Origin of the sequence: Pandoraea sp. XJJ-1 (genome assembly GCF_026802345.1) — a bacterium.
GTDB classification, from domain to species: domain Bacteria; phylum Pseudomonadota; class Gammaproteobacteria; order Burkholderiales; family Burkholderiaceae; genus Pandoraea; species Pandoraea cepalis.
In genome coordinates, this window is sequence record NZ_CP113827.1 from 2,425,049 (window position 1) to 2,451,850 (window position 26,802).

Below are 26,802 nucleotides of genomic sequence, written 5' to 3' on the forward strand. Positions count from 1 at the left end.
CAATTCGGCGGGAGAGTCCATAGAAACTAGGTAGGCACTGATCTGAACACATCTCGGTCAGGGTCTGAAATTAGTGAGGAAATTCTATGAAGATTCTGGTTCCCGTGAAGCGGGTCATTGATTACAACGTAAAGGTCCGGGTAAAGGCTGACGGATCAGGGGTCGATCTGGCCAACGTCAAGATGAGCATGAACCCGTTCGACGAAATCGCCGTCGAAGAGGCCGTGCGTCTGAAGGAGGCGGGTATTGCAAGTGAGGTAATAGCTGTTTCTTGCGGCCCTTCGGGTTGCCAGGAAACCCTGCGCACCGCCCTGGCCATTGGTGCCGACCGCGGTATCCTCGTCGAAACCGAGACCGACCTGCAGCCCCTGGCTGTTGCCAAGCTCCTCAAAACCCTGTGCGACAAGGAACAACCGCAACTCGTCATCTGCGGCAAGCAAGCCATCGACGACGACGCCAACCAGACCGGCCAGATGCTCGCCGCCCTGCAAAACTGGCCTCAAGCCACCTTCGCCTCCAAGGTCGTCCTCGCCGACGGCAAGGCCACTGTCACCCGTGAAATCGACGGCGGCCTCGAAACCCTGCAGATCACCCTGCCAGCCGTCGTCTCCACCGACCTGCGCCTGAACGAACCGCGCTACGCCACGCTGCCCAACATCATGAAAGCCAAGAAGAAGCCGCTCGACACCGTCAAACCGGCGGACCTTGGCGTCGACGTCACCCCGCGCCTGACCACCATCAAGGTCAGCGAACCGCCCAAGCGCAGCGCCGGTATCAAGGTGGCCGATGTGGCTGAGCTCGTGAACAAGCTCAAGAACGAAGCCAAAGTGATCTGAGGAGACAACACATGACCATTCTCGTTATCGCCGAACACGACAACGCTTCGCTCAAGGCTGCCACCCTCAACACCGTTGCTGCTGCGCAAAAAATCGGTGGCGACATCCACGTCCTCGTTGCGGGCGCCAACTGTCAGGCTGCAGCCCAGGCGGCTGCCCAGCTGCAGGGTGTCGTCCAGGTCAAAGTCACTGACGCCGCCCACTACGGTGCGCAGACTGCTGAAAACCTCACTGCTCTGATTGTCTCTAACGCTGCCGGCTACAGCCACATCCTCGCCCCGGCCACCACCTTCGGCAAGAACGTCGCCCCGCGCGTCGCCGCCTTGCTCGATGTGGCACAGATATCTGAAATCACCGCCGTCGAAGCGGCTGACACCTTCGTCCGCCCGATCTACGCCGGCAACGCCCTGGCCACCGTCAAGAGCGCCGATGCCGTCAAGGTCATTACCGTCCGTACCACCGCCTTCGATGCTGTCGCTACCGGTAACAATGCCGCCGTCGAGAACATCGCCGCCGTAGCTGACACCGCCCAGTGCACCCTGATCAACCGCGAACTGACCAAATCCGAACGTCCGGAACTTGGCGCTGCCAAGATCATCGTCTCTGGTGGTCGTGGTTTAGGCAGTGGCGAGAACTACCACAAGCTACTCGAACCGCTCGCCGACAAGCTCGGTGCCGCCCTCGGTGCCTCCCGTGCTGCCGTCGATGCAGGCTTCGTGCCAAACGACTATCAGGTCGGCCAGACCGGTAAGATCGTCGCGCCGCAACTGTACTTCGCGCTCGGCATCTCGGGAGCCATCCAGCACCTGGCCGGGATGAAGGACTCCAAGGTCATCGTCGCCATCAACAAGGACCCGGATGCGCCGATCTTCCAGGTGGCTGATTACGGTCTGATCGCCGACCTCTTCGAGGTGGTGCCGCAACTAACTGCGGAATTTAACTAAGGTCGTCTCCTCTGCCGGTAATCAATCCTTGCGTACCGGTGAGTTTGGGGGTTGGGGTCTCCCAACCCCCCTTTTTTTGGATCAAATATCATGCAACGCGAATCCATGGAATTCGACGTCGTCATCGTTGGCGGCGGTCCGGCTGGCCTAGCCGCGGCAATACGGCTCAAACAACTGGCGGCTGAAAAGAGCCGCGAGCTTTCTGTGTGCCTAATCGAGAAAGGATCTGAGATTGGTGCTCATATTCTATCCGGGGCGGTCATGGATCCGCGTGCTCTAACTGAGCTGCTGCCTGCTTGGAAGGAGAATGGTGCTCCGCTGAACGCACCAGTGTCAGAGGATCGGTTTTTCATTCTCTCTGAGAAGGGGTCTACGAAGGTACCAAACAGCCTGCTACCCGGCTGTTTCCACAATGAAGGCAACTACGTAATCTCGCTTGGCAATCTCTGTCGCTGGCTGGGCGAACAGGCTGAAGCAATGGGTGTTGAAATCTACCCTGGCTTTACTGGAGCGGAGGTGCTTTTCGACGAAAATGGGGCCGTCAAGGGCGTAGCTACCGGAGAGATGGGCCGCCAGCACGACGGCTCCGAAGGTGCTAACTTCCAGCCCGGCATCGAATTGCTTGGCAAATATACCTTCTTCGCCGAAGGTTGTCGTGGCAGCCTAGGCAAGCAGTTGATTGGGAAATTCGATCTCAACGAAGGCTGTGATCCGCAGACCTACGCTATCGGCATCAAGGAACTGTGGGAAATTAAGCCTGAAAATCATCAGCTCGGCCTCGTAGTTCATAGCGGCGGCTGGCCTATGGACAACGCCACCTACGGCGGCGGCTTTCTCTATCATCTGGAGAACAACCAGATCGCCGTTGGCTTCGTCGTCGGGCTTGGCTACGAGAACCCGTACCTGTCGCCCTACGAGGAGTTTCAGCGTTACAAGACCCATCCGGAAATCAGTAAATTCCTCGATGGAGGTAAGCGAATCGCCTACGGTGCCCGCGCACTAACCGCCGGCGGCATCCAATCTCTCCCGAAGCTGGTCTTTCCTGGTGGCGTACTGATTGGCGACGACGCAGGCTTTCTGAATGCAGCCCGCATCAAGGGTTCCCACTGTGCTATCAAGTCCGGCATGCTTGCCGCCGAAACCTGCTTTGATGCTCTTGGTGCCGGCCAGCACAATGACGAACTCGCTGCTTATCCGTCAGCCTTCAGGAAAAGCTGGTTATACGAGGAGCTTCATAAGGCGCGCAACTTCAAGCCTTGGATGAGCAAGGGCTTGAAGCTTGGTTCTATCATGTTCGGCATCGATCAACTCATTCTCGGTGGTAAGGCTCCTTGGACACTGCACAACAAGAAACCGGACCACTCTAAATTGAAGCCGGCATCAGAATGTCTGAAGATTGAATACGCGAAACCTGATGGGGTCCTGACCTTCGACCGCCTCTCCTCTGTCTTTCTCTCGTCAACCCACCATGAGGAAGACCAGCCATGCCATTTGCAACTGATCGATCCATCTGTGCCGATCAAGGTTAACCTCGCTCTCTACGATGCACCCGAACAGCGTTTCTGTCCTGCAGGTGTCTATGAAATCTTGGTTAGCGAAGACGGCCTTCCTCGCCTTCAGATCAATGCTCAGAACTGCGTGCATTGCAAAACCTGCGATATCAAGGACCCTACTCAGAACATCAATTGGGTGGCACCACAAGGTGGAGAAGGACCGACCTATCCCAATATGTAATCAAGCGTTGCGCGTTGTAGTTTTTCCTCGCAAATTCGAGCTAATTTGAATGCTTAACTATTATTGATGGTTTCGAAATAGGGCCACAAAACAAGTCTTCTCGCAGCATGAATTCATTTTCACCACATCCTCTGTGAACTTTCCTAATCGCAAATTTTTTGCGTCAGTTTTGCTGATGGTAATGGTTGTGTTAGCAACACTGACGGGAACAGGTTATGGATCGCAAGCCTGGTTAGCCGGGAGTGCAGCTTGGTTGGCCGGGATGTTGTTGTGGCCAATGTTGCTAGCTTCCCAAAAGAAACAAGCCATCTTCCTTGCGGGAATTGGCGTGTTGGCTTTTGGCGTAAGTGTGCTTGGTGGGCAGCATCCGATCTGGACAACTATGCTCACTCAAAACATTGCGTTATTGGGGATGCTGGGGGCAGTCAGTTTCTTGCAGTTGCTCAAAGCTCCAAACGATGCAATTGAGGCTCTGCCGCGAGGGCGCATAGCTTTATGGCGAACGGCGCTTGGCGTGCACCTGCACGCCCGCGAAGCGCTGGAGCATTTCCGTGCTGCGGCCAAGGAGCAACGAGAGCAGGATCAGCGCCAGTTCGAACAGCAAATTCAATTCTTGCAGGGCGAATTGCGCACGGCCAAGGACACGGTGAATACCAAGCAGCAGGAACTAATTCGCAGCCATGAGGACAATGCCCGGCTATCGAGCGAACTGACCCACGCACACAGTGAACTTCACCGACAAGAGGGCGAAGTACGATCACTGCGTTCGGCCAAAGAGCAGTTGGCCGTCGCCGAGGTGAAAAACCAGCAGTTGTCGGAGCAATTGGCGCAAGCCAATGCGCGGGTGGCCGATCTAGGCAAGGAAAACCAAGCGAACTTCTGCAAGCTGCAGGAGACTATGGAAACGGGGCAGCGGCTGGAATCCGAACTGATGGCGGCAAAAGCCGTTGTCGTCAGCCACGAGAAAATTTTTGAAAAGCTCACGGCTTTGCAGGTACCGCAACCGAAAAGCGTCAACACAAAGAAAAATAGTGTTGAAAGTCAGAATTCGCTTTTTAATTCAGGAGAGTAGGCGGATTTCGGGGAATTTTTCATGATTCCCGGCCGACCCTCGACTTGACCTGACGCCGCAGTCGACAGGGTTGTACGCGCTATCTCTTGGCTTGTCGCAGAACTTCAGCGACGACCATGAAATGCTCAAGCACGGCATGGTGATGTACGACGCGTTCTATGCATGGTGCAAGCACTGCCAGAGTGAGACGCATAACTGGCCGCCGAAGATGTAACCAAGCGAATTCGAGAGGGAGTCGCCGGACATGCCGCGCCGTTCGATCCTGTCCGCCGCCGAGCGCGAGAGCCTGCTGGCGTTGCCGGACACCATGGAGGACTTGATCCGCTACTACACGTTCAGCGAATCCGACCTCTCGATCATCCGGCAACGGCGCGGTCCAGCCAACCTCCTGGGCTTCGCCGTGCAGCTCTGCTACATGCGCTATCCCGGCATGATGCTCGCGGTAGATACGGAGCCGTTTCCGCCGTTGCTGCGTCTGGTAGCCACGCAACTGAAGGTGCCACCCGAAGCCTGGGCGGACTACGGCCAGCGCGCCGAGACGCGCCGCGAGCACCTGCTGGAACTGCAATCGATCTTTGGTTTCCAGGCCTTCGCAACGCGGCACTATCGCCCCAGCGTGCACAGCCTGGATGAACTGGCTTGGCAGACCGACAAAGGCATCGTGTTGGCGACGGAGTTGATCGAAGGGCTGCGACAAAAGAGCGTGCTGCTCCCGTCACCGGGCGTCATTGAACGCATCTGCGCCGAGGCCATTACTCGCGCCAACCGGCGCATCTACGAAGCGCTGTCCGAGCCGCTGACAGACCCCCACCGGCATCGCCTCGATGATCTGCTCAAGCGCCGCGAGTTCGGCAAGACGACCTGGCTGGCCTGGCTGCGCCAGTCGCCCGTCAAGCCGAACTCGCGCCACATGCTCGAACACATCGAGCGCCTGAAAGCCTGGCAAGCGCTCGACCTGCCTACTGGCATCGAACGGCTGCTTCACCAGAACCGGCTGCTCAAGATCGCCCGCGAGGGTGGCCAGATGACGCCCGCTGATCTGGCCAAGTTCGAGCCGCAACGGCGCTACGCCACCCTCGTCGCGCTGGCCATCGAGGGTATGGCGGTAATGCCCCCGTTTTCCACAGTCGGCAGAAGTAGAAACTAAGCGGCCATGGCCAGCCGCTGCTTCGGGGTAAAGCCGCCCAATGCCATATTTGGGCGCTCGTGATTGTAAGTCCACATCCAGTCGGCCGCTGCCTGCCGAACCTGCTCCAGGTCTTCCCACAGATATTGCGAGAGCCATTCGTATCGCGCGGTCCGATTGAACCGTTCGATGTACGCGTTCTGTTGCGGCTTGCCCGGCTCAATGTATTCCAGCCGTATACCTAGCTTCTGCGTCCAAGTCACGATGGCTGTGCTCAGGTATTCTGGGCCGTTGTCACAACGAATTACCTTCGGCTTGCCACGCCATTCCATGTGCTGCTCCAGCGTGCGAATCACCCGCTCGGACGGCAGCGAGAAATCCACCTCAATGCCCAGCGCCTCGCGGTTGAAATCATCAATCACGTTCAGCGTCCGGATGCTGCGCCCGTCAACGAGCTGGTCATGCATGAAGTCCATTGACCACACTTCGTTGATGGCATGCGGCACCGACAGCGGCTGCGGCGTTTCGCGCACCAAGCGTTTCTTCGGCTTGATGCGCAGGTTCAGCTCCAGCTCCCGATAAATCCGGTAGATGCGCTTGTGGTTCCACCCGAATCCCTGCACGTTACGCAAGTAGTAATAGCACAGCAGAAAGCCCCAGTTGCGATGACAGCCCGTGATACGCATCAGCCAGTCTGCAATCTCTTCGTTCTCCGTGTTCAACTTCGCCTCGTATCGGTAGCACGACTCGCTGATGCCGAACACTGTGCACGCCACACGAATTGACACGCGGCGCTGTTGCACAACCTGCTTTGCCATCTCGCGCCGGCGAGATGGCTTCAGAACTTTTTTTGCAGCGCCTCCGAGGCAATCTCAGCCTTGAGCTTCTCCTCGATGTACATCTTGCGCAGCCGGGCATTCTCCGCCTCGAGCTCCTTCATGCGCGACATCATCGACGCGTCCATCCCGCCGTACTTCGAGCGCCATTTGTAGAACGTTGCCGAACTGATGCCCAGTTCCCGGCATAGCTCCGGCACCGCAAGCCCAGCCTCCGCGCGCTTGAGCGCCTCCAATATCTGGCTATCTGTGAATCTCGACTTCTTCATCTGCAGAACTCCCTCTTAACGAGAAAATTCTACTTCTCCCAGCGGTGGATTTCAGGGGGTATTACCTGGCCACCGTCATCGACGAAATCATCGACCTGCACGACCGCATTCTGGGCAAGCTGTTCAACGCCGCCAAACACAAGCATCAGCAACAGTTCCAGGCGTCCGGCAAAGCGATCAACGCCAAGGTGCGACTGTACGGACGCATCGGCCAGGCGCTGATCGACGCCAAGCAGTCGGGCGGCAACCCGTTCGCCGCCATCGAGGCCGTCATGTCCTGGGATGCCTTCGCCCAGAGCGTCACCGAGGCGCAGAAGCTCGCGCAGCCCGATGACTTCGATTTCCTGCACCGCATCGGCGAGAGCTACGCTACCTTGCGCCGCTACGCGCCGGAATTCCTGGCCGTGCTCAAGCTGCGGGCCGCGCCCGCCGCCAAGGGCGTGCTCGACGCCGTCGACGTACTGCGCGGCATGAACACTGACAACGTCCGCAAGGTGCCCACTGATGCCCCGACCGACTTCATCAAGCCTCGTTGGCAGAAGCTGGTGATGACCGACGCCGGCATCGACCGGCGCTACTATGAACTGTGCGCGCTGTCGGAACTCAAGAACTCGCTGCGCTCGGGCGACATCTGGGTGCAGGGCTCGCGTCAGTTCAAGGATTTCGAGGATTACCTGGTGCCGCACGAGAAGTTCGCCAGCCTCAAGCAGGGCAGCGAATTGCCGCTGGACGTGGCCACCGACTGCGACCAGTACCTGTACGAGCGGCTGACACTGCTAGAAGCGCAGCTTGCCACCGTCAACCGCATGGCGGCGGCCAACGACTTGCCGGATGCCATCATCACCGAGTCGGGCCTGAAGATCACGCCGCTGGACGCGGCGGTGCCCGACACCGCGCAGGCGCTGATCGACCAGACAGCAATGATCCTGCCGCACGTCAAGATCACCGAACTACTGCTCGAAGTCGATGAGTGGACGGGCTTCACCCGGTACTTCACGCACTTGAAATCCGGCGACCTGGCCAAGGACAAGAACCTGCTGCTGACCACGATCCTGGCCGATGCGATCAACCTGGGCTTGAGCAAGATGGCCGAGTCCTGCCCCGGCACGACCTACGCCAAGCTGGCCTGGCTGCAAGCCTGGCACATCCGCGACGAGACCTATTCAACGGCGCTGGCAGAACTGGTCAACACCCAGTTCCGGCATCCCTTCGCCTGTCACTGGGGCGACGGCACCACGTCATCGTCGGACGGTCAGAACTTCCGAACAGGCAGCAAGGCCAAAAGCACCGGCCATATCAACCCGAAGTATGGCAGCAGCCCAGGACGGACTTTCTACACCCACATCTCTGACCAGTACGCGCCGTTCCACGCCAAGGTGGTCAACGTCGGCGTGCGCGACTCGACCTACGTGCTCGACGGCCTCCTTTACCACGAATCCGACCTGCGGATCGAGGAGCACTACACCGACACGGCGGGCTTTACCGATCACGTCTTCGCGCTCATGCACCTGCTGGGCTTCCGCTTCGCGCCGCGCATCCGCGACCTGGGCGACACTAAGCTCTACCTCCCCAAGGGCGATACCGCCTATGAGGCGCTCAAGCCGATGGTCGGCGGCACGCTCAACATCAAGCATGTCCGTGCCCATTGGGATGAAATCCTGCGGCTGGCTACCTCGATCAAACATGGCACGGTGACGGCCTCACTAATGCTGCGCAAGCTCGGCAGCTATCCACGCCAGAACGGCCTGGCCGTCGCCCTGCGTGAGCTGGGACGCATCGAGCGCACGCTGTTCATCCTCGACTGGCTGCAAAGCGTGGAGCTGCGCCGCCGTGTCCACGCCGGACTCAACAAGGGGGAAGCGCGGAACGCGTTGGCCCGCGCCGTGTTCTTCAACCGGCTGGGTGAAATTCGCGACCGCAGTTTCGAGCAGCAGCGCTACCGGGCCAGCGGCCTAAACTTGGTGACGGCGGCTGTCGTGTTATGGAACACGGTCTACCTGGAGCGCGCAGCGCATGCGCTGCGTGGAAACGGTCTCGGCGTCGATGATGCGCTGTTGCAGTACCTGTCGCCGCTGGGCTGGGAGCACATCAACCTGACCGGCGATTACCTCTGGCGCAGCAGCGCCAAGATCGGAGCTGGCAAATTCAGGCCCCTACGACCGCTGCAGCCGCCTTAGCGTACTTTGCGGTCCGTTTTCTGAGACGACCCCAGTAGTAGGCTGCCACGACCAGCGCGAGCAGCCCGCCGAACACGACGGCCGCACCCGTGTATCCCAGGCCCGCCGTATCAGCCGTCCAGTCGCCCAGCGCGGTGCCCAGCGTCTGGGAGAACATAATCGTCAACCAGTAAAAGGCTTCCGCCTTGGGCGAGCTGACCGTGCTTACCGACACGGAGCCAAGGGTGCGATGCCAGACGAAGAGAGAGCCAAGCAGCAAGGCCAGCAGCAAGCTCGAACCGCCAGCGTACCCGATTCCGAGCGATCGGTCCGCGAAATCGGCCAGCGTCGTGCCGACCGTGGTTGTCGCGATGATGGTCGTCCAGTACAGGAAGGGGTGGAAGTCCTTGGCCTTGACCTGCGCGACCACGGCAGCCAGGAAGATCGCCGCGAAGATGGCTGTACCGACCAGGTAGCCCAGGTTCATGGACATCGAAACCGCATCACCGCCAGTTTCACCGAGCGTCGTGGCGGCAATCTTGATGAGCCAGAAGCCCAGCGTAACTTCGGGCACCTTGGCCAAAGCGTGTTCAGTGGATGTTTTCATGGGGCGCGCTCACTTTCCTTCGAGCGTGTTAAAGGTTTTCAGCAGGGCATCCATCGCAGCCTTGCAGTCAGCCTGGCTTGGCGTGTCTGCGCGAAGCGTCGCAAGCGACTTGTCGATGGCCTTGTCGAGCAGATGCCAGTCATCTGCCGCGCGCGGTTTGAGTCCGGCTTCGGCCGAATCCCATGCGACTTCCAAGTCCTTGATGCGTGACTTGGCAGCAGGCAGATCGCCCTTGTCAACGATGGCGGCGACATCAGTGGCGATGCTGCGGAAGGCCGACAGGTCGCCCAGCTTGGATGCAGTTTTGACTTGCAAGGCCGAGACAGTCTGGGCCGGTGTAGTTGATGCCGAGCTTGCGTTGTTCTGATCGGCAGATTTGGAACAACCAGCCGCGAGGGCCAAGAGCACGGCGGCCGAAATAGCCGCAACAGAGCGAGCGATTGAGTGCTGTATGAACATGTTTTTCTCCTTGTGTAGAGCGAAGAGGGTTATTCGACGAGCTGGGCCGAGCGGCGTCCATTCATGCCGATCTGCGCGACGGCCACCAGCATGACGATCACCGTGAGGAACAAGGCGCTTGTCCACATGGCACCCATGCCAAGGCCACCATAAGTCTTGGCCTGCGTCAGCAAGTCGCCGAGTGCGGCCCCGAAGGGGCGGGTCAAGATGTAGGCGATCCAGAAGGTCAGAACGGCGTTGCCGCCCATGCGCCAGGCGGTATAGGTGATGCCAATCAGCACACCGAACGCCACCGCGCCCCAGGTAAAGCCCAAGCCCAATGCCTCGGTCGCCAAATCGCCAGCAGCCGTGCCCAGCGCGAACGTGCAGAGGATGGCAGCCCAATAGAACAGCTCCCGGCTGCGCGTCACAATGTCGTGAATGGACAGGGTGCGCTCGATCCGATACCAGACGAAGAAGATCGCGGCGAGCGCAACGGCGAACGCCGAGGTGCTGATGTACAGGCTGACGCCAAGGCCATCGGTCAGCAGATCGGTGATCTGGGTGCCGACCACGCTGACCAGTACCACCGTCAGCCAGTAAATCCAAGGGGTATAGCGTCGGGTGCGCAACTGCATGAACAAGGCGGCCGCCAACAGGGCAGCCATGACGGTTCGAGTCACGCCTTGCCCCCACCCTGCGTTGACCGCCAGGAAATCGGCTCCCGTCTCGCCCACCGTGGTGGACATGATCTTGATGATCCAGAACGACAGCGCGACTTCCGGGACTTTATTGAGCCAGCCAGTGGTGCTGCTCGTGGGCAATTTGTTCATGGTGTTCTCCTGCCGGGGGTGAAATGGTTTGCCAGCAGTTTGAACATGCTGACTTAGCCCGCCCATAGGCTCACTCGCGCACCCATCCAAGCGCGATCAACCCGCTGAAAAGCCGCCGATGGATTCCGGTGGAAAGTTGATAACTTGGCAATAGATACCAGTGTGCTTCACGTAACGTCAGCCAGGCACAGATTGCAGCAACGGCGATGGCCCCGAGCATGTCGAATGGGAAGTGCACTCCAAGGTAGATGCGCGCCCAGGCAATGGGAACGCCCAGCAAAGCCAAAGTCACGCCTGCAATTCGTGGGCCTCGTTGCAGCGCGAGGCTGAAGGCAACCGCCCACCACAGCGTCAGGTGATCGCTTGGGAAAGACGAATCGGCAACATGAGGGATGAGGGTGTGACCCAGGCCGATCATGAAAGGTCGAGGATGCAACCAAGCCAGGCCGATGATCTGGTTGATGAGCAGGCCCAGCAATCCCGATGCGCTAGCAACGAGCATCGTCTTGCGGGTAGGCTCGCCGCCGCGAAGCCAGCCGATGCCGATCAGGAGTGGAACCGCCCAGATGAGCTGTTCGGCAAAGAAGGTGGCCAACGTCAGAGCCAAAGCACTGGGATGCTCCGGTGCGTTGAGCCAGAGAAAAAATGTATGGTTGAGTGATTCCATGAGGTCTCCGGGCCGGATCGCCTCCGAGGGAAACGATCCGGCCATACTGTCGGGAGTCAGTCCCGCTTGTCGTGGTCATCATCGTGATCCGCCTTGTCCTCGGCAGACGAGATGACCGTGCCCTTGTCGGCATCGACCCGGACATCGAAGACCTTGGCCCCGCTGACGACTTCCACGTCGTAGACCCAGCCTTGCTTCGAGTTCTCGTACTCGGCGCGTGACGCCTTGCCATTGGCGTGCTGCTCGGCGACGGTGACCGCCTGTGTGAGGGGAATCTTGGCCTTGCTGATTGCCAGGGCGTCGTTTTCCATACCGCCATTGGCGGCGTAGGCGACCGCGCCGGTTGCAGCGATGGCGACGGCCAGAAGGGAAAGTTTGGTGTAGCGGTACATGATGCTTCTCCAGAAGAGTGCAGGGATTTGCACAGTGGAGAAGGTACGCAGGCAGACTTAGCTCGCACTGAGCCGGGAAGTTTTCGCTCTCGCCGATGTAGTGTTATCGACTTCTAATAATTGGTGCAGTCGTCTTCTGAAAATGACAGATAAATCGCATGACGGCCTTTTTGGCCGGGGGTAGCATGACCGGACACTTTGCGTATACCCAAAATGACCGGAGGAACCCATGACCAGCCGCAACGGCTACTTCCCAGGCAAGATGTCGTTTTCAGAAGACGGCTGCACTGAACGTCAGAAGCCGACTGCACTATAGCAGCGGAGGGGTTGGATCCATCAGGCAACGACGGGCTGCTGCCGGCCATCAGCGGACGCAGGGAGGACTTTCCGCAACCGGCCGTTCGATGCGGCACCGATGGCCTTCGCGCAGGGGTAGTGAATCCGCCAGGATTGACTTGCGCTGCCCTACCTCTCACTAGTGAGGGGCGGCAGCGCATCAAGCGGTGAGCGCACTCCGGCACCGCCAACTTTCAGCACATGCGTGTAAATCATCGTCGTAGAGACGTCGGAATGGCCGAGCAGATCCTGCACGGTTCGAATGTCGTAACCGCTGCGGAGCAAGGCCGTCGCGAACGAGTGGCGGAGGGTGTGCGGTGTGGCGGGCTTCGTGATGCCTGCTTGTTCTACGGCACGTTTGAAGGCGCGCTGAAAGGTCTGGTCATACATGTGATGGCGACGCACGACACCGCTCCGTGGATCGGTCGAATGCGTGTGCTGCGCAAAAACCCAGAACCACGGCCAGGAATGCCCGGCGCGCGGATACTTCCGCTCAAGGGCGTCGGGAAGCGCAACGCCGCTGCGGCCCTCGGCCTGGTCCTTCAGCCACCATGCCCGTGCACGCGACAGCTGCTCGCGCAGGCTGGGTGCCAAGCTCTCGGGTAACATCAAGGCCCGATCCTTGGAGCCCTTGCCCTCCCGCACGATGATCGTGCCGTGATCGAAATCCAGATCCTTGACCCGCAGTTGCAAACCCTCACTGATCCGCATGCCCGTTCCATACAGAAGCTGGGCGAACAAACGATGCTCGCCTTCCAGAAAACCGAGGATGCGAACCACTTCATCCGGGGTCAGCACCACCGGCAAGCGCCGCGACGGCCGAGGTCTTCCGATCTCCTGAAGCCAGGGCAGATCCGTGCACAGCACCTTGCCGTAGAAGAACAGCAAGGCCGCCAATGCCTGACGATGCGTGGAGACCGAAACCTTGCGCTCGTTCGCCAGCCAGGACAGAAATGCCTCGACTTCGCTGCTGCCCAAGGTTGCCGGGTGACGCACACCGTGGAAACGGATGAAGGCACGAACCCAGTGGACATAAGCCTGTTCGGTTCGTAAGCTGTAATGCAAGTAGCGTATGCGCTCACGCAACTGGTCCAGAACCTTGACCGAACGCAGCGGTGGTAACGGCGCAGTGGCGGTTTTCATGGCTTGTTATGACTGTTTTTTTGTACAGTCTATGCCTCGGGCATCCAAGCAGCAAGCGCGTTACGCCGTGGGTCGATGTTTGATGTTATGGAGCAGCAACGATGTTACGCAGCAGGGCAGTCGCCCTAAAACAAAGTTAGACGGGCGTACAAAGATAATTTCCATCTCAAGGGATCACCATGCGCTTCATTCACGCACTATTACTGGCAGGGATCGCTCACTCTGCATATGCGTCGGAAAAATTAACCTTCAAGACCGATCTTGAGAAGCTAGAGCGCGAAAAAGCAGCTGAGATCGGTGTTGCGATCGTCGATCCCCAAGGAGAGATCGTCGCGGGCCACCGAATGGCGCAGCGTTTTGCAATGTGCTCAACGTTCAAGTTTCCGCTAGCCGCGCTGGTCTTTGAAAGAATTGACTCAGGCACCGAGCGGGGGGATCGAAAACTTTCATATGGGCCGGACATGATCGTCGAATGGTCTCCTGCCACGGAGCGGTTTCTAGCATCGGGACACATGACGGTTCTCGAGGCAGCGCAAGCTGCGGTGCAGCTTAGCGACAATGGGGCTACTAACCTCTTACTGAGAGAAATTGGCGGACCTGCTGCAATGACGCAGTATTTTCGTAAAATTGGCGACTCTGTGAGTCGGCTAGACCGGAAAGAGCCGGAGATGAGCGACAACACACCTGGCGACCTCAGAGATACAACTACGCCTATTGCTATGGCACGTACTGTGGCTAAAGTCCTCTATGGCGGCGCACTGACGTCCACCTCGACCCACACCATTGAGAGGTGGCTGATCGGAAACCAAACGGGAGACGCGACGCTACGAGCGGGTTTTCCTAAAGATTGGGTTGTTGGAGAGAAAACTGGTACCTGCGCCAACGGGGGCCGGAACGACATTGGTTTTTTTAAAGCCCAGGAGAGAGATTACGCTGTAGCGGTGTATACAACGGCCCCGAAACTATCGGCCGTAGAACGTGACGAATTAGTTGCCTCTGTCGGTCAAGTTATTACACAACTCATCCTGAGCACGGACAAATAGTTGACGCCCGTCTAACAATTCGTTCAAGCCGACGTTGCTTCGTGGCGGCGCTTGCGTGCTACGCTAAGCTTCGCACGCCGCTTGCCACTGCGCACCGCGGCTTAACTCAGGCGTTGAACGACAGCTTTCCCAAAAGCTCTACGGCTGCTCTGGGTCGACACCGGTAATCGGATCGTTGCCGCACTGAACAGCGCCCCGTTCCAGGTCGCCTCCATTTATGCGGCTGAACCGAGGGAGAGCAGCTTTACGCCGTCTGGCCGCAGTTCGCCCTTGGGCGACACGTGCCGGTAGAGCGTCTGCCGGGTAATCCCGAGTTCTTCGCAGAGATCGCCCACCTTGGTTTCCGGTTGCCCCATGCTGGCCATCGCCAGGCGTAGCTTGGCGGCGGTCATCTTGAAGGGGCGCCCCCCTTTCCTGCCGCGAGCGCGCGCCGAGATAAGTCCAGCGACTGTTCGCTCGGAAATCAACTCACGCTCGAACTCGGCCAGCGCGGCAAAAATACCGAACACAAGCTTGCCGGCGGCAGTCGTCGTGTCGACCGCCGCACCGTGACCGGTCAGGACCTTCAGGCCCACGCTACGCGCAGTTAGGTCGTGCACGGTGTTGATCAGGTGGCGCAGATCACGGCCAAGCCGATCGAGCTTCCACACGATCAGCGTGTCCCCTTCACGAAGCGCCTTCAGGCAAGCAGCCAACCCTGGGCGATCATCGCGCCTGCCCGAGGCCAGATCCTCGTAAAGGTGCGCAAGGCTCACACCAGCGGCGATGAGCGCATCGCGTTGCAAATTGGTGGACTGGGATCCGTCCGCCTTCGATACCCGCATGTAGCCGATCAGCACCTTTTCACCCGTCACGTATACGTTCGATTATGTGACAGTGTGCGCCGGAAAGTTAAGGTCGTCAAAATTTGTCACTTAACCCGTCATTCTGTCTAAGACATGCAAAGGATCCGTCAGGCTCATAATGTGACAGAAATTCCGTGGCGATGCCTTCCTTCGCGAAGGTGGCGCGCAACTGTTCCAGGGAAGCGGGGTCGCGCCGACCATAGGAAGCCAACGCGAACAGCGAGCGTGCCGTCTCGGGGTTGTGCCGCGCTTCAATGATGGCCTCGTCGATGGCCTGGACTGCACGCTGCCAGTGATTGATGGGTTCGGGCTTCGGCGCTTTCGTCGGCAGGCCACTGGTGAACCCTGTTTGGGGCTCGGACCAGAACAGCTTTGCCTGCTCGCCTGGCGGGCTTATGTACCTCACCTCAATCAAGCTGATTGCCGTTGCCGCCGCCTCCAGCATCTGCAACCGTACTGCCGGATTCAGGGTTTCATACGGTCGCCACAGACTTTGCCCAGCACGCAGCGGATGCCCGCAGCCTTCCCAGACTTGGCGGAGATACCCCGCGTAGGTTCCGCACGCCGAAAGCGGTGTGTTCAGCTCATCGAGCAGCGTGCGTAGCAGCCGAAACCACAATCCGGCATGGATGCGTCGGCGCGGCAGCTCCAGGTGACCGGTCGTCAGTGCCTGCCAGGTACGCTGGTCCATCGCCGCAATCGCGTCGCTGGCGGTGCGCGGTTCGGCGTCGGCGTTCTCCCAGCCTAGAAACCGCCCTGGCACGCCCCAATAGGATTCCAGCCGGCAGCCATGCAGCGGGCAGCTCAGCATCAGGGGCAGCTTCCACGCGAGCAGTACGGCTTGGTTCTCCGGATCGTTCAGGCATAGCGGACAGGCGCGGTGTATCGGCTGGCTGGGCAGCCAGGCACGCCAGCTCGTGATGGATCGCGTCTTACGGCGGTGTGTCGGCAGCAACACCGAGAGCTGGAACGCATAGGTCTCCAATGCATCTGGAATCTGATCATCAAGGCTGTCCAGTAGCCAAGGCACCCAGCCGGCAAAGCTCATGCAACGCAGCCGGTTCAGTTCGATGCCGCTCCGCTGGGAAAGCATCGCCAGCAGCGCCAGTGGTGGCGCGGTGTCCAGGTCATCAACCTGACCGTGACCAAGATCGTGCTCCAGCAGCTCGGACACCTCTATGTGATAGCAAAGGGCCACGCGGTTGAGCCACGAAGACAAGGCTTCACCTTCCCTGGGAGCCGGATGCAGTGGCCAGCGTGGCGCTGGCTTCACATCAGTTCCCGCTCGAATTGCCGACGCCGCTCGCTGGGGCCGGTGTAATCGGCCATGCTCAGCGTGCGATGGTTGATCGCTTCCTCGCCGCTCTCCACGGCGGCGAGGGCTGCCGCCATCAGCAAGTGCGTCAGTTCGCCGATGGTGCCTTCGCTGCGTGTGAGCAGGTAGCGGGCCATGTCCAGCGTGGCAATCGACGAGGGGCGCCGCAGTGGAAGCGAAGCGGCGAAGCTGGCCAGCAGTGAGCAGCAATCGTCGTTGGCCTCCCATACCGGCAGCATCATCGGCTCGAAGCGATTTTCCAACTGGTCATCGGAGCGGATGACCAGGTAGGCGTCGCGCGTGCCGACCCCGACCAGTGGGATGCGCAGTTCATTGCCGAGGAAGCGCAGGAGATTGAGAAATTCCCGGCGGTTGACGCTGTTACCGGCCAGGACGTTGTGCAACTCGTCGATCACCAGCATGCGCACGCCGACCTTGCGCAGCAGTGCCAGCGCCAGTTGTTCCATTTCTGGCAGCCGTGGGCGCGGTCGCAATGGCGCACCCATCGCCGCGAGCAGCGCGACGTAGAAGCGGATTACCGACGGTTCGGATGGCATCTGCACGACCAGTACCGGAATGTGCTCCTGGTCGGCGTCGGCGCTGGCCGGATGCGTGCGCCGGAACTTCTCGACGATCATCGACTTGCCGTTGTTGGTCGGGCCGACCAGCAGCAGGTTGGGCATGCGTTGCTTGTTTGGCCACGCATACAGGGTTTCCAGCCGGTTCAGCGCCTCGACCGCGCGCGGATAGCCGATCCAGCGGTCGGCGCGAAGGCGCTGGATGCGCTCGTCCGCCGGCAGCCGAGCCAGCCCCTGTGCCGCTGGCAGCAGGTGTGACAAGTCGATGATGGGATATTCGTCCACGGCTACCACTCCTCAATCTGGTCGAACGGTTTGGCCGGCGGCTGGTTGTCGGCCTGTGGGTCAGCCATGTCCGCATCTGGTGGTGGCGTGGTTTTGACAGGCGGTGCCGTTGCCTTGAGATGCTGGCGTCGATCCGCGTCGCGCCGCGCCTTGCGCGTAGCTTTCTGCGCGGTGGTCACGATTTCTCGCATCTGGCCGATCATGCGGAACAGCGCTGACTCATCCACCTGTTCGCGCCCTTGCTGCCGTAATTTCGCCAGCGCCTGCCGTTGTTCCCATAGGGTGACAGCCGGGTGCGACAAGGTACGGTAGGGAATTTCCAGGTAGTGCTGCCCCTCTGGTTCCAGCACCCATATGCGGCTGATGTCGCGCGGGTCGCGCCGGATCAGGAACGCAGGCAAGCGGTCCCGCCGAGCTATCCACGGCTTGAGCGCATCGGCGTAGTAGTGGATGTGGTCGATGACGAAGCCGGTGCGGGTCAGCGTGCGGCGGATGATGGGCAGAAAATCGACCAGAAAAGCCGTAGCGCGAGTGATGACGGTTGGCACGCCGGTCCGCGTGATAGCTTCGGCCCAGCGCGCGGCCGGCGGTTGGAGCAGGCCGTTGTGCACGGAGCCGTGATAGGTGCCGACCGCCAATGTGAGCCAGCGCTCCAGCTCGCGCAGTGTCAGGGCGGCCATCTTCTCGGAGGCGTATTCCCCGCGCTGGTCAGGATTGGAGAAGGTCGTCCCCGGCAATTCGTCGTGGATCATCTGCATCGCCGTGCCGATGATCCGTTCCACGATACCGCCGTAGTGCGGCTGCCCGAGCGGGCGATAGTCCAACCGGATGCCATGCTGCTCGCAGCCACGGCGCAGCGCCTCGCTCTTGAACTCAGCCGCGTTGTCCAAGTAGAGCAGTCTGGGCTTGCCGCTCATCGGCCAATCCATCTCTACGTTCAACCCTTCCAACCAAGGGCGCTTGTCGCAGGCGGCATGCACCAAGCACAAGCCGACCGAGACGGCGGACGGGGCTTCCAGCGTAACGACCATGCCAACCACGCAGCGGGTGAATACGTCGATGGCGAGGGTCAGGTATGGACGGCCAATCGGTTGCCGGTCGCGCTCGTCCACCACGATCAGGTCGATGACTGTGTGGTCGATCTGCACCTGCTCCAGCGGCGCGGAGACGGGTGGCGGAACACCACCAACACCTTGCAGGTCGCGGGCGGCATCTTGTCCTTCCCGGCGGTGAGTGACCTCGCGCGGATCGAGGCCGGCGATCCGCAGAGCCACCGTGTTGCGCGCCGGCACCCGCAGCTTTTGCAGCTTGCACGCCCGCACAACTTCGCGGTGGAACGCCGCCAAGCTACGCTTCTGCTTGGTCAGGAAGCGCTTTTGCAGTAACTCGCGGATGATTCGTTCGACCGACTCCGGCAAGCGGCCTTTACCTTTGCCACCGCTCGACTGCCCAAGAGCCAAGTCAGTGACCAGCCCCGATCCTAGCCGGGCACGGCGGATCAGGACGTAGACCTGCCGCCGGGACAGCCCCAATGCCTGGGCTGCCGCGTCGGCCGCTTCATGCCCAACCGTCTCCGACTGCGCCAACGGCCCAATGATCTCCGCGCGACGACGCGCACGCTCCCATGCCTGTTCTGGCAGGGTGGCCACGCCGTGCTCGGTAATCGGTGCGGTATCGGTCGCCATGCTCATCTCGCTTTGGTGCACACGAGTATTGAGCATAGACGAGTTTCGTGCAGAGGAGTCCTGATATCTGGCTGTCAGGAGCCGTATGCACAAGAGGCTTCAAACCGCGCTGAATGGTGCAGTCGTCTTCTGAAAATGACAACCGTCAGAATAGAGTGTAAATTCTTATTTGTTGACATATTCAGCCAAGGGTAATAGATTTCATTCTGACACTTTTACCTTTGGAGGCATCTTGCAAGGTCAACGCATCGGCTATGTCCGCGTCAGCAGCTTCGACCAGAACCCGGAACGGCAATTGGAGGGTGTTCAGGTGGCTCGGGTGTTCACCGACAAGGCTTCTGGCAAGGACACCCAGCGTCCCGAACTTGAAAGGCTGCTGGCCTTCGTCCGCGAGGGCGATACCGTGGTGGTGCACAGCATGGATAGGCTGGCACGCAACCTTGATGACCTGCGCCGCATCGTTCAAGGGCTGACACAACGGGGCGTGCGCATGGAGTTTGTCAAAGAAGGCTTGACGTTCACCGGCGAGGACTCGCCGATGGCCAATCTGATGCTGTCGGTCATGGGTGCTTTTGCGGAGTTCGAGCGCGCACTGATCCGCGAACGCCAGCGCGAGGGGATCGTGCTTGCCAAACAGCGCGGTGCCTACCGGGGACGAAAGAAATCGCTAAACAGCGAACAAATTACCGAGTTGAAACGGCGAGTCGCGGCTGGCGATCAAAAAACCTTGGTGGCCCGTGATTTCGGCATCAGCCGTGAAACCTTGTACCAGTACCTGCGGGAAGACTGACCATGCCGCGCCGCTCAATTCTGTCCGCCACCGAGCGCGAAAGCCTGCTCGCATTGCCAGATGCCAAGGACGAACTGATCCGGCAGTACACGTTCAACGAAACCGATCTGTCGATCATTCGCCAGCGTCGCGGGCCAGCGAACCGGCTGGGCTTTGCCATCCAGCTTTGCTACCTGCGATTCCCTGGCGTCATCCTGGGTGTCGATGAGTCGCCGTTTGCGCCCTTGCTGCGCATGGTGGCGACACAGCTCAAGGTGCCGGTGGAAAGTTGGGATGTGTACGGCCAACGCGAGCAGACACGGCGCGAGCACCTGGTCGAGCTGCAAACTGTGTTTGGGTTCAAGTCATTCACCATGAGCCACTATCGGCAAGCGGTGCACACATTGACCGAGCTGGCCTTGCAGACTGACAAAGGCATTGTGCTGGCCCGCACCCTTGTCGAAAACCTGCGGCGGCAGACCATCATCTTGCCCGCCATGAATGCTATCGAGCGCGCGAGCGCCGAGGCCATCACCCGTGCCAACCGACGTATTTACGAGGCGTTGACCGATTCTTTGTTGCCGCCCCACCGTCAGCGCCTGGACGAACTTCTCAAGCGCAAGGACGGCAGCAAAGTGACGTGGCTGGCATGGCTGCGCCAGTCGCCCGTCAAGCCAAATTCCCGGCACATGCTCGAACACATCAAGCGCCTCAAAGCCTGGCAGGCTCTTGACCTGCCCGCAGGCATCGAGCGGCAGGTTCACCAAAACCGCCTGCTCAAAATCGCCCGTGAGGGTGGACAGATGACGCCCGCCGACCTAGCCAAGTTCGAGGTGCAACGACGCTATGCCACTCTGGTAGCGCTGGCCATTGAAGGCATGGCCACCGTCACCGACGAAATCATCGACCTGCACGATCGCATCATCGGCAAGTTGTTCAATGCGGCCAAGAACAAGCATCAGCAACAGTTTCAGGCTTCTGGCAAGGCGATCAATGACAAGGTGCGGATGTATGGCCGCATCGGCCAAGCCCTGCTGGAAGCCAAACAGAGCGGAGGAGATCCGTTTGCCGCCATCGAGGCCGTCATGCCGTGGGACACCTTTGCCGCCAGCGTCACGGAGGCGCAAAAGCTCGCGCAACCTGAGGGCTTCGACTTTTTGCACCGCATCGGAGAGAGCTATGCCACGTTGCGCCGCTATGCCCCGCAGTTCCTGGACGTGCTCAAGCTGAGGGCGGCACCAGCCGCCAAGGGCGTGCTCGATGCCATCGAGGTGCTGCGCGACATGAACAGCGACAACGCCCGCAAGGTGCCCGCCGACGCACCAACCGAATTTGTCAAGCCACGCTGGGCCAAACTGGTGCTCACTGACGATGGCATCGACCGTCGCTACTACGAACTGTGCGCCCTGTCGGAGCTGAAGAACGCGCTGCGCTCGGGCGATGTCTGGGTGCAGGGGTCACGCCAGTTCAAGGACTTCGACGAATACCTGGTGCCGGTCGAGAAGTTCGCCACTCTGAAGCTGGCCAGCGAATTGCCGCTGGCAGTGGCCACGGATTGCGATCAGTATTTGCACGACCGGCTGGAATTGCTGGAACAGCAACTCGCCACCGTCAACCGCATGGCGGCGGCAAACGACCTGCCGGATGCCATCATTACCGAGTCCGGCCTGAAGATCACGCCGCTGGACGCGGCGGTGCCGGAGACCGCGCAAGCCCTGATCGACCAGTCGGCGATGCTGCTACCGCACGTCAAGATCACCGAACTGCTGATGGAGGTTGATGAGTGGACGGGCTTCACCCGGCATTTCACGCATCTGAAGACCGGTGACACGGCCAAGGACAAGACCTTGCTGCTGACGACGATCCTGGCTGATGGCATCAATCTTGGACTCACCAAAATGGCTGAGTCCTGCCCTGGCACGACCTACGCCAAACTGTCGTGGCTGCAAGCGTGGCACATCCGGGATGAAACGTATTCGACGGCCCTGGCCGAGCTGGTGAACGCGCAGTTTCGGCAACCCTTCGCCGGAAACTGGGGCGACGGCACTACCTCATCGTCGGATGGCCAGAACTTCAGAACCAGCAGTAAGGCAGAGAGCACCGGGCATATCAACCCGAAGTATGGAAGCAGTCCAGGACGGACTTTCTACACCCACATCTCCGACCAATACGCGCCATTCAGCGCTAAGGTGGTCAACGTCGGTGTGCGCGATTCAACCTATGTGCTCGATGGCTTGCTGTACCACGAGTCAGACTTGCGCATCGAGGAACACTACACCGACACAGCGGGCTTTACCGATCATGTCTTCGGTTTGATGCACTTGCTGGGCTTCCGATTCGCACCACGTATCCGAGACCTGGGCGACACCAAGCTATTCATCCCAAAGGGCGATACCGCCTATGACGCGCTCAAGCCGATGATTAGCAGCGACAGGCTGAACATTAAGCAAATTCGCGCCCATTGGGACGAAATTTTACGGCTGGCCACCTCGATCAAGCAGGGTACGGTGACGGCCTCGCTGATGCTCAGGAAACTCGGCAGCTATCCGCGCCAGAACGGCTTGGCTGTCGCCCTGCGCGAATTGGGGCGCATCGAGCGCACGCTGTTCATTCTGGACTGGCTGCAAAGTGTGGAGCTTCGCCGTCGCGTTAATGCCGGGCTGAACAAAGGCGAGGCGCGAAATGCGCTGGCCAGGGCCGTGTTCTTCTACCGGTTGGGTGAAATCCGCGACCGCAGCTTCGAACAGCAACGCTATCGTGCCAGCGGCCTCAACCTAGTGACGGCGGCCATCGTGCTGTGGAACACCGTCTACCTGGAGCGTGCCACCAGTGCTTTGCGTGGCCACGGCAAGTCGCTGGACGACACGCTATTGCAATACCTGTCGCCGCTGGGCTGGGAGCACATCAACTTGACCGGCGATTACCTCTGGCGCAGCAGCGCCAAGGTCGGCGCGGGGAAGTTCAGGCCATTGCGAGCGCTGCCACCGGCTTAACGTGCTTTATTTTCCGTTTTCTGAGACGACCCCGTGTTGATCGATGTCAAGGAGCCGCTTGCGATGTCATCGCATTGGGCGCGCCGTTTGCCGTGCGTCCATCGACACGCGCGCATGCCGCGCTGCCGGCCGGCGGCAACGCTTGATGCGCACCGACGTCGTTGGCGGGGCACGGCCGACGCGATCAAAGGTTTGACCTGCCTCAAGGCACGCCTTGGGGCGTCGCCTACCCTGAACATGCACGATTGGCCCGGCATTCGCGCGGTTTGTACACGCGTTGGTGCTGTCAGGATTTAGGTTCAGGAGATTGATGAGATGGAAAAGAGAACCATGAAACGCGCGTTATCGATCGCGTCGTCAGCGGTTTTGATAATCACTGCGATCCCGGCGCTTGCCCAACCGAAGGATGACGACTGGGGGTGCGGGCGGGGATATGGGCCGGGCATGATGGGCGGCGGTTATGGCTACGGGCCGGGCATGATGGGGCGGGGCGGCATGATGGAGGGCCCTGGCGGCTGCGGGCCGTGCTGGGGGCCTGGCGCCGCGGGCGGGGGCGGGCCGGGGGCCCAGCGTGAAGATCTCAAGTTGAGCGTTGATCAGGTCCGAAACAACATGGACGGGTGGCTCAAGCGCATGGGCAACGCGCGCCTCAAACTCGGCAAGGTGGTCGAGCGAGATGCCGACACCATCACTGCCGATGTGGTGACGGCAGAGAAAGATGTCGTCGTTCAGCGCTACGAAGTCAACCGGCACTCCGGGTTCGTTCGACCGGCGCGTTGAGAGGAGGGCGCGTGGCGCGATGTTGTTCGCGCTTCGCGCACCTCAGATCGTAGGGACTACTCCGCTGACACTGGTGCTGGCGAGGTAAAGAAACGTTCGCGCATTTCTTCCAGCCCGAGCGAAGCGAGCACCTCGTCCAGGCGTTCGGCGGGGCGGCGGCGCGGCAGGTTCTTGTATTGCGCGATGATCAGCTCGTTTTTCATTGAGTGTTCCCAGCCCACCAGTTCGGTCACGCTGACGTGGTAGCCGTGGGCCTCCAACTGCAGGCAGCGCAGCACGTTGGTGATCTGGCTGCCGAATTCACGCGTATGCAGCGGGTGGCGCCAGATTTCCGTGAGTGGATTGCCCGCCAGTTGTTTGCCTTTGTTTTTGCGCAGCACGCCCGCGATCTCGGCCTGGCAACAGGGCACGAGCACGATATGACGCGCTTGCTTGGCCAGCGCGAAACGGATCGCGTCGTCGGTGGCGGTATTGCAGGCATGCAGCGCGGTGACGACGTCGACCGTCGGCGGCAGTGCCGGCGAGGTGATGGAGTCCGCCACGGACAGGTTCAGGAACGACATTCCCGTGAAACCCAACCGCTCGGCGAGCGCTTGCGAGGTTTTGACCAGTTCCTCACGGGTTTCGATGCCGTAGATATGCGAGTCGTCCGCGAGTGCCTTGAAGAACAGGTCATAGAGGATGAAACCCAGGTACGACTTGCCGGCTCCGTGATCGACGAGCGTTACGCGACCGCGCTCGGTCTTGATTTCCTGGAGCAGCGGCTCGATGAACTGGAACAGGTGATAGACCTGCTTGAGCTTGCGCCGGCTGTCCTGGTTCATCTTGCCGTCGCGCGTGAGGATGTGGAGTTCCTTGAGCAGCTCGATGGACTGGCCGGGGCGGACTTCGTGGGTATTTGACATGAGCAGACTAAGTAAGCAGCGGGCGGTGGTCCGTCCCGTAAATACCGGCAGTTTACCGAAAAGACCGGCGAGCGCGCAGTATCGGCACGCTGCCCGTAAGTTTCAAACTTGGTACTGACCTGACTGGTTTTTTCGTACCACTGGTGTCTAGAGACTCACGGCCCCGGTGGTTGAACTACATTCGCTAGCCCGGCGAAATTCTGCCGGTGTTAGGTACTGCAAACTCGAATGCGGACGCACTTCGTTGTAGTGAGTCCGCCAATCTTCGATCACGATCCTCGCTTCGATCCGGTTCCGAAACCACTCGGGGGCGTACCACGATAAAGGCGAAATTGCCACATAACACTAAAAGTAATATGGAGCTGACGGCAATGCGACTTCCTCGAATATGCCGATGAGGAGTATTCTCACCTGACGAACCTCCTCCGCACCTTGTGGGCGCCGTTGTCAAACCTACCGCGCAGCAAACGCTCCGCTAATCTGCTTCGCTCGTTTTACATCATCGCTGTGCAGATAGATTGACGTCGTTGAAATTGATGCATGCCGGAGGTTGTCTCTGACCGTGGTCAATTCAGCTCCGCGCATCAGTGCATGCGTTGCGTGCGTGTGTCGCATCCAATGCGGACTGGCGCGCCGCAATTTATCAGCGACAGCCGGACTCTCGGTCTGGAGGATATCGGCTGCTTGGGTAAAGAACCGGCGCATCACACTCCATAGCCGCGTCGAGGTGATGCCCGTGGCGGAATCTCCACCGAGGTCACCGATCAATGACGTGATCGGGACCCAAAGTGTCCGTGACGTTGGTAATCCACGCTCCAAGAGATGGCGTTCGAGCGCCATGCGTGCCAACGGTGGCAGCGCTACTTTGCCAGTGCGAGCCCCCTTGCCGACCAACGTGAGCCACTGATCACCGTGGCCATCAACCTCAACACTACCGAGGGTCGCTGCGACGAGCTCACTGGCACGCAATCCAGTAGCGTAAGCAAAATCCAAGACGAATCGTAGACGCTGGGCGGCTGGCGCTTCCCATCCATAGGACCATTCAAGCCCGTCTGCGATGGTGCGTACGAGCAGCCATTCGCCTTCTCCAAATACATGTGACGCATCGATTGACGCGCGGCGCGCCCCTCCGCGCACTTTGATGCCTGCAAACGGATTGGCGAGCACGTATCGCTGTTGAATCAACCATCGGTACATCGCTGCAAGCACAGATAAGGTGTAAGCACTTGACACGGCGGACAGCCCGCGCGCGAAAGGCCGCCACTCATGCGAGATGCGCGGCCGCGGCGGACCTACCCAGCGCTCGCGCGGCGTGGGTCGGCGTATGAAGCTTCGGTATGCGATCGCATCCTCCATGGTCAATGAAGACAGGGGGCGCTGGCGCTCGACGATCGCCCATAGAATTAACCGCTCAGCTTCTTTCCGATAGGCCCGTTGCGTAGCTGCCGATTCATGAAGCGCAAGCCAGGCTTTGACCGCTTCGTAGTCGTTTGCTGCTCTCAACGTGCACGTCTTGCGTGGGGCTCGAAATGTCCCCTGCGAGCCATCTATCTCGTGCGGAAGCCGCAATTGTTCCCAAGGCACTACCGTGTTGGGGGTGGTAGCGACAATCAGGGCGCGGGCGCGCTCCGTGAGTTGCGGGTGCTGCGCGAAGAATGCCTCGATTTCTCGGGCACTCATCTGCCCCAGCCCCGGCACAGCGGACCACCAGCGACGTCGGCGCGGAATGCGTACTGTCAGATCAGCCAATGTCGCGATGCCGTAAGCGCGTAGCACCCGTACGGCCCGCGAGGGCAGCCACGTGGCGATATCGTCGCTAATCAGAGGCGCTGGCAAAGGCAATACACGTAGCGCTTCAATCGCCTGACTCGCAGCCCGTGCGCGCCGAATTCGCTCGCCAGCACTGTGCTCGAATACGACGGCGAGATCCTCGCGTTGACGTCGGCGTGCCATCTCGCTTAACCGACGCCGAATCTGCCCCAGCATGCCGCGCGAGGAAGCGCCATCCGCTTTTCTGTCATTCAGGTAGCGCTCGACCGCGGCGCGGGCACTCAGTCCGGCATACCACGCGCGCAACGCGGCGAGTGACGCGTTATCGGGGAATTCCGGGGATATGGCGATTGGTGGCGGCATTGCGCATGCTCTCACGCATTCTCACGAAGACCAGTTTAGGACAGATTTGCGTCTATCGTGATAAGAAGACTTATCGCAATAG

General features: G+C 59.9%; 20 protein-coding genes and 5 pseudogenes. 11 read left to right on the forward strand and 14 right to left on the reverse strand.

Annotated elements, in window-relative coordinates:
• Positions 1-86: 86 nt before the first annotated feature.
• The 6 genes and pseudogenes from OYT13_RS10965 to OYT13_RS10990 form a co-directional block, all read left to right on the forward strand.
• Positions 87-836: an electron transfer flavoprotein subunit beta/FixA family protein gene (locus OYT13_RS10965; protein ID WP_059038763.1), complete on the forward strand. Its 750-nt coding sequence runs from the start codon at positions 87-89 to the stop codon at positions 834-836.
• 11 nt (positions 837-847) lie between these two features.
• Complete coding sequence (locus OYT13_RS10970; RefSeq protein ID WP_059038764.1) at positions 848-1,780, forward strand: electron transfer flavoprotein subunit alpha/FixB family protein; 933 nt, start codon at positions 848-850, stop codon at positions 1,778-1,780.
• Positions 1,781-1,870: 90 nt separating this feature from the next.
• Positions 1,871-3,514, forward strand: coding sequence for an electron transfer flavoprotein-ubiquinone oxidoreductase (locus OYT13_RS10975; protein ID WP_059038765.1), 1,644 nt, complete (start codon positions 1,871-1,873; stop codon positions 3,512-3,514).
• A 133-nt stretch (positions 3,515-3,647) separates the two neighbouring features.
• A complete protein-coding gene (locus OYT13_RS10980) occupies positions 3,648-4,586 on the forward strand; it encodes a hypothetical protein (protein ID WP_268567721.1) in 939 nt (312 codons plus the stop codon).
• Positions 4,587-4,626: 40 nt separating this feature from the next.
• A pseudogene (locus OYT13_RS10985) lies at positions 4,627-4,800 on the forward strand (chromate resistance protein ChrB domain-containing protein); the annotation flags it as partial.
• Between the two features lie 30 nt (positions 4,801-4,830).
• Positions 4,831-5,697, forward strand: a pseudogene (locus OYT13_RS10990) (DUF4158 domain-containing protein); the annotation flags it as partial.
• 32 nt (positions 5,698-5,729) lie between these two features.
• Here OYT13_RS10990 and OYT13_RS10995 read toward each other — a convergent pair.
• Positions 5,730-6,817, reverse strand: a protein-coding gene (locus tag OYT13_RS10995) for an IS3 family transposase (RefSeq protein WP_086003188.1) whose coding sequence is annotated in 2 segments (ribosomal slippage) — positions 5,730-6,568 and positions 6,568-6,817 — 1,089 coding nt in all. Because the reading frame shifts where the segments join, the coding sequence is not laid out codon by codon here.
• A 65-nt stretch (positions 6,818-6,882) separates the two neighbouring features.
• Here OYT13_RS10995 and OYT13_RS11000 point away from each other — a divergent pair.
• A pseudogene (locus tag OYT13_RS11000) lies at positions 6,883-8,994 on the forward strand (Tn3 family transposase); the annotation flags it as partial.
• Positions 8,995-9,025: 31 nt separating this feature from the next.
• On the opposite strand, the pseudogene OYT13_RS11005 reads toward OYT13_RS11000, so the two are convergent.
• The 6 genes and pseudogenes from OYT13_RS11005 to intI1 all read right to left on the reverse strand — a co-directional run.
• A pseudogene (locus OYT13_RS11005) lies at positions 9,026-9,580 on the reverse strand (COG4705 family protein); the annotation flags it as partial.
• Between the two features lie 9 nt (positions 9,581-9,589).
• The gene (locus OYT13_RS11010) at positions 9,590-10,039 is read right to left on the reverse strand and encodes a hypothetical protein (RefSeq protein WP_076205818.1); all 450 of its coding nucleotides are present in this window, start codon (positions 10,037-10,039) and stop codon (positions 9,590-9,592) included.
• Between the two features lie 29 nt (positions 10,040-10,068).
• A complete protein-coding gene (locus OYT13_RS11015; protein WP_005797951.1) occupies positions 10,069-10,851 on the reverse strand; it encodes a COG4705 family protein in 783 nt (260 codons plus the stop codon).
• 70 nt (positions 10,852-10,921) lie between these two features.
• Positions 10,922-11,518: an undecaprenyl-diphosphatase gene (locus OYT13_RS11020; protein WP_011517526.1), complete on the reverse strand. Its 597-nt coding sequence runs from the start codon at positions 11,516-11,518 to the stop codon at positions 10,922-10,924.
• 56 nt (positions 11,519-11,574) lie between these two features.
• Positions 11,575-11,910, reverse strand: a complete 336-nt coding sequence (locus OYT13_RS11025) for a PepSY domain-containing protein (RefSeq protein ID WP_005797945.1) — start codon at positions 11,908-11,910, stop codon at positions 11,575-11,577.
• 465 nt (positions 11,911-12,375) lie between these two features.
• On the reverse strand, positions 12,376-13,389 hold the full coding sequence (gene intI1 / locus OYT13_RS11030) for a class 1 integron integrase IntI1 (RefSeq protein ID WP_000845048.1): 1,014 nt from the start codon (positions 13,387-13,389) through the stop codon (positions 12,376-12,378).
• A 179-nt stretch (positions 13,390-13,568) separates the two neighbouring features.
• Between intI1 and OYT13_RS11035 the strand changes: the two genes are divergently transcribed.
• On the forward strand, positions 13,569-14,432 hold the full coding sequence (locus OYT13_RS11035; protein WP_063860504.1) for a carbapenem-hydrolyzing class A beta-lactamase GES-16: 864 nt from the start codon (positions 13,569-13,571) through the stop codon (positions 14,430-14,432).
• A gap of 215 nt (positions 14,433-14,647) precedes the next feature.
• Here the strand turns inward: OYT13_RS11035 and OYT13_RS11040 are convergent, their stop codons facing one another.
• From OYT13_RS11040 to OYT13_RS11055, 4 genes are all read right to left on the reverse strand, one after another.
• Positions 14,648-15,256: a recombinase family protein gene (locus OYT13_RS11040; RefSeq protein ID WP_152960984.1), complete on the reverse strand. Its 609-nt coding sequence runs from the start codon at positions 15,254-15,256 to the stop codon at positions 14,648-14,650.
• A 76-nt stretch (positions 15,257-15,332) separates the two neighbouring features.
• A complete protein-coding gene (locus OYT13_RS11045) occupies positions 15,333-16,550 on the reverse strand; it encodes a TniQ family protein (protein WP_011137967.1) in 1,218 nt (405 codons plus the stop codon).
• A complete protein-coding gene (locus tag OYT13_RS11050; protein WP_011137966.1) occupies positions 16,547-17,455 on the reverse strand; it encodes a TniB family NTP-binding protein in 909 nt (302 codons plus the stop codon). The genes OYT13_RS11045 and OYT13_RS11050 overlap by 4 nt, the downstream gene beginning before the upstream one ends.
• A gap of 2 nt (positions 17,456-17,457) precedes the next feature.
• Positions 17,458-19,176, reverse strand: coding sequence for a Mu transposase C-terminal domain-containing protein (locus OYT13_RS11055; RefSeq protein ID WP_013521181.1), 1,719 nt, complete (start codon positions 19,174-19,176; stop codon positions 17,458-17,460).
• Positions 19,177-19,372: 196 nt separating this feature from the next.
• Between OYT13_RS11055 and OYT13_RS11060 the strand changes: the two genes are divergently transcribed.
• The 3 genes from OYT13_RS11060 (at position 19,373) to OYT13_RS11070 (ending at position 23,682) form a co-directional block, all read left to right on the forward strand.
• Positions 19,373-19,930, forward strand: a complete 558-nt coding sequence (locus OYT13_RS11060; RefSeq protein WP_268567722.1) for a recombinase family protein — start codon at positions 19,373-19,375, stop codon at positions 19,928-19,930.
• A 2-nt stretch (positions 19,931-19,932) separates the two neighbouring features.
• A complete protein-coding gene (locus tag OYT13_RS11065) occupies positions 19,933-22,902 on the forward strand; it encodes a Tn3 family transposase (RefSeq protein ID WP_268567723.1) in 2,970 nt (989 codons plus the stop codon).
• A 315-nt stretch (positions 22,903-23,217) separates the two neighbouring features.
• Entirely contained in the window at positions 23,218-23,682 is a 465-nt protein-coding gene (locus tag OYT13_RS11070) for a hypothetical protein (protein ID WP_150563902.1), read from the forward strand.
• A 56-nt stretch (positions 23,683-23,738) separates the two neighbouring features.
• Here the strand turns inward: OYT13_RS11070 and OYT13_RS11075 are convergent, their stop codons facing one another.
• The 3 genes and pseudogenes from OYT13_RS11075 to OYT13_RS11085 all read right to left on the reverse strand — a co-directional run bounded on the left by OYT13_RS11075 (position 23,739) and on the right by OYT13_RS11085 (position 26,720).
• Complete coding sequence (locus OYT13_RS11075) at positions 23,739-24,587, reverse strand: class I SAM-dependent methyltransferase (RefSeq protein ID WP_017234382.1); 849 nt, start codon at positions 24,585-24,587, stop codon at positions 23,739-23,741.
• Between the two features lie 147 nt (positions 24,588-24,734).
• Positions 24,735-24,869, reverse strand: a pseudogene (locus OYT13_RS11080) (integrase core domain-containing protein); the annotation flags it as partial.
• A gap of 171 nt (positions 24,870-25,040) precedes the next feature.
• The gene (locus OYT13_RS11085; protein ID WP_268567724.1) at positions 25,041-26,720 is read right to left on the reverse strand and encodes a phage integrase family protein; all 1,680 of its coding nucleotides are present in this window, start codon (positions 26,718-26,720) and stop codon (positions 25,041-25,043) included.
• Between the last annotated feature and the right edge of the window lie 82 nt (positions 26,721-26,802).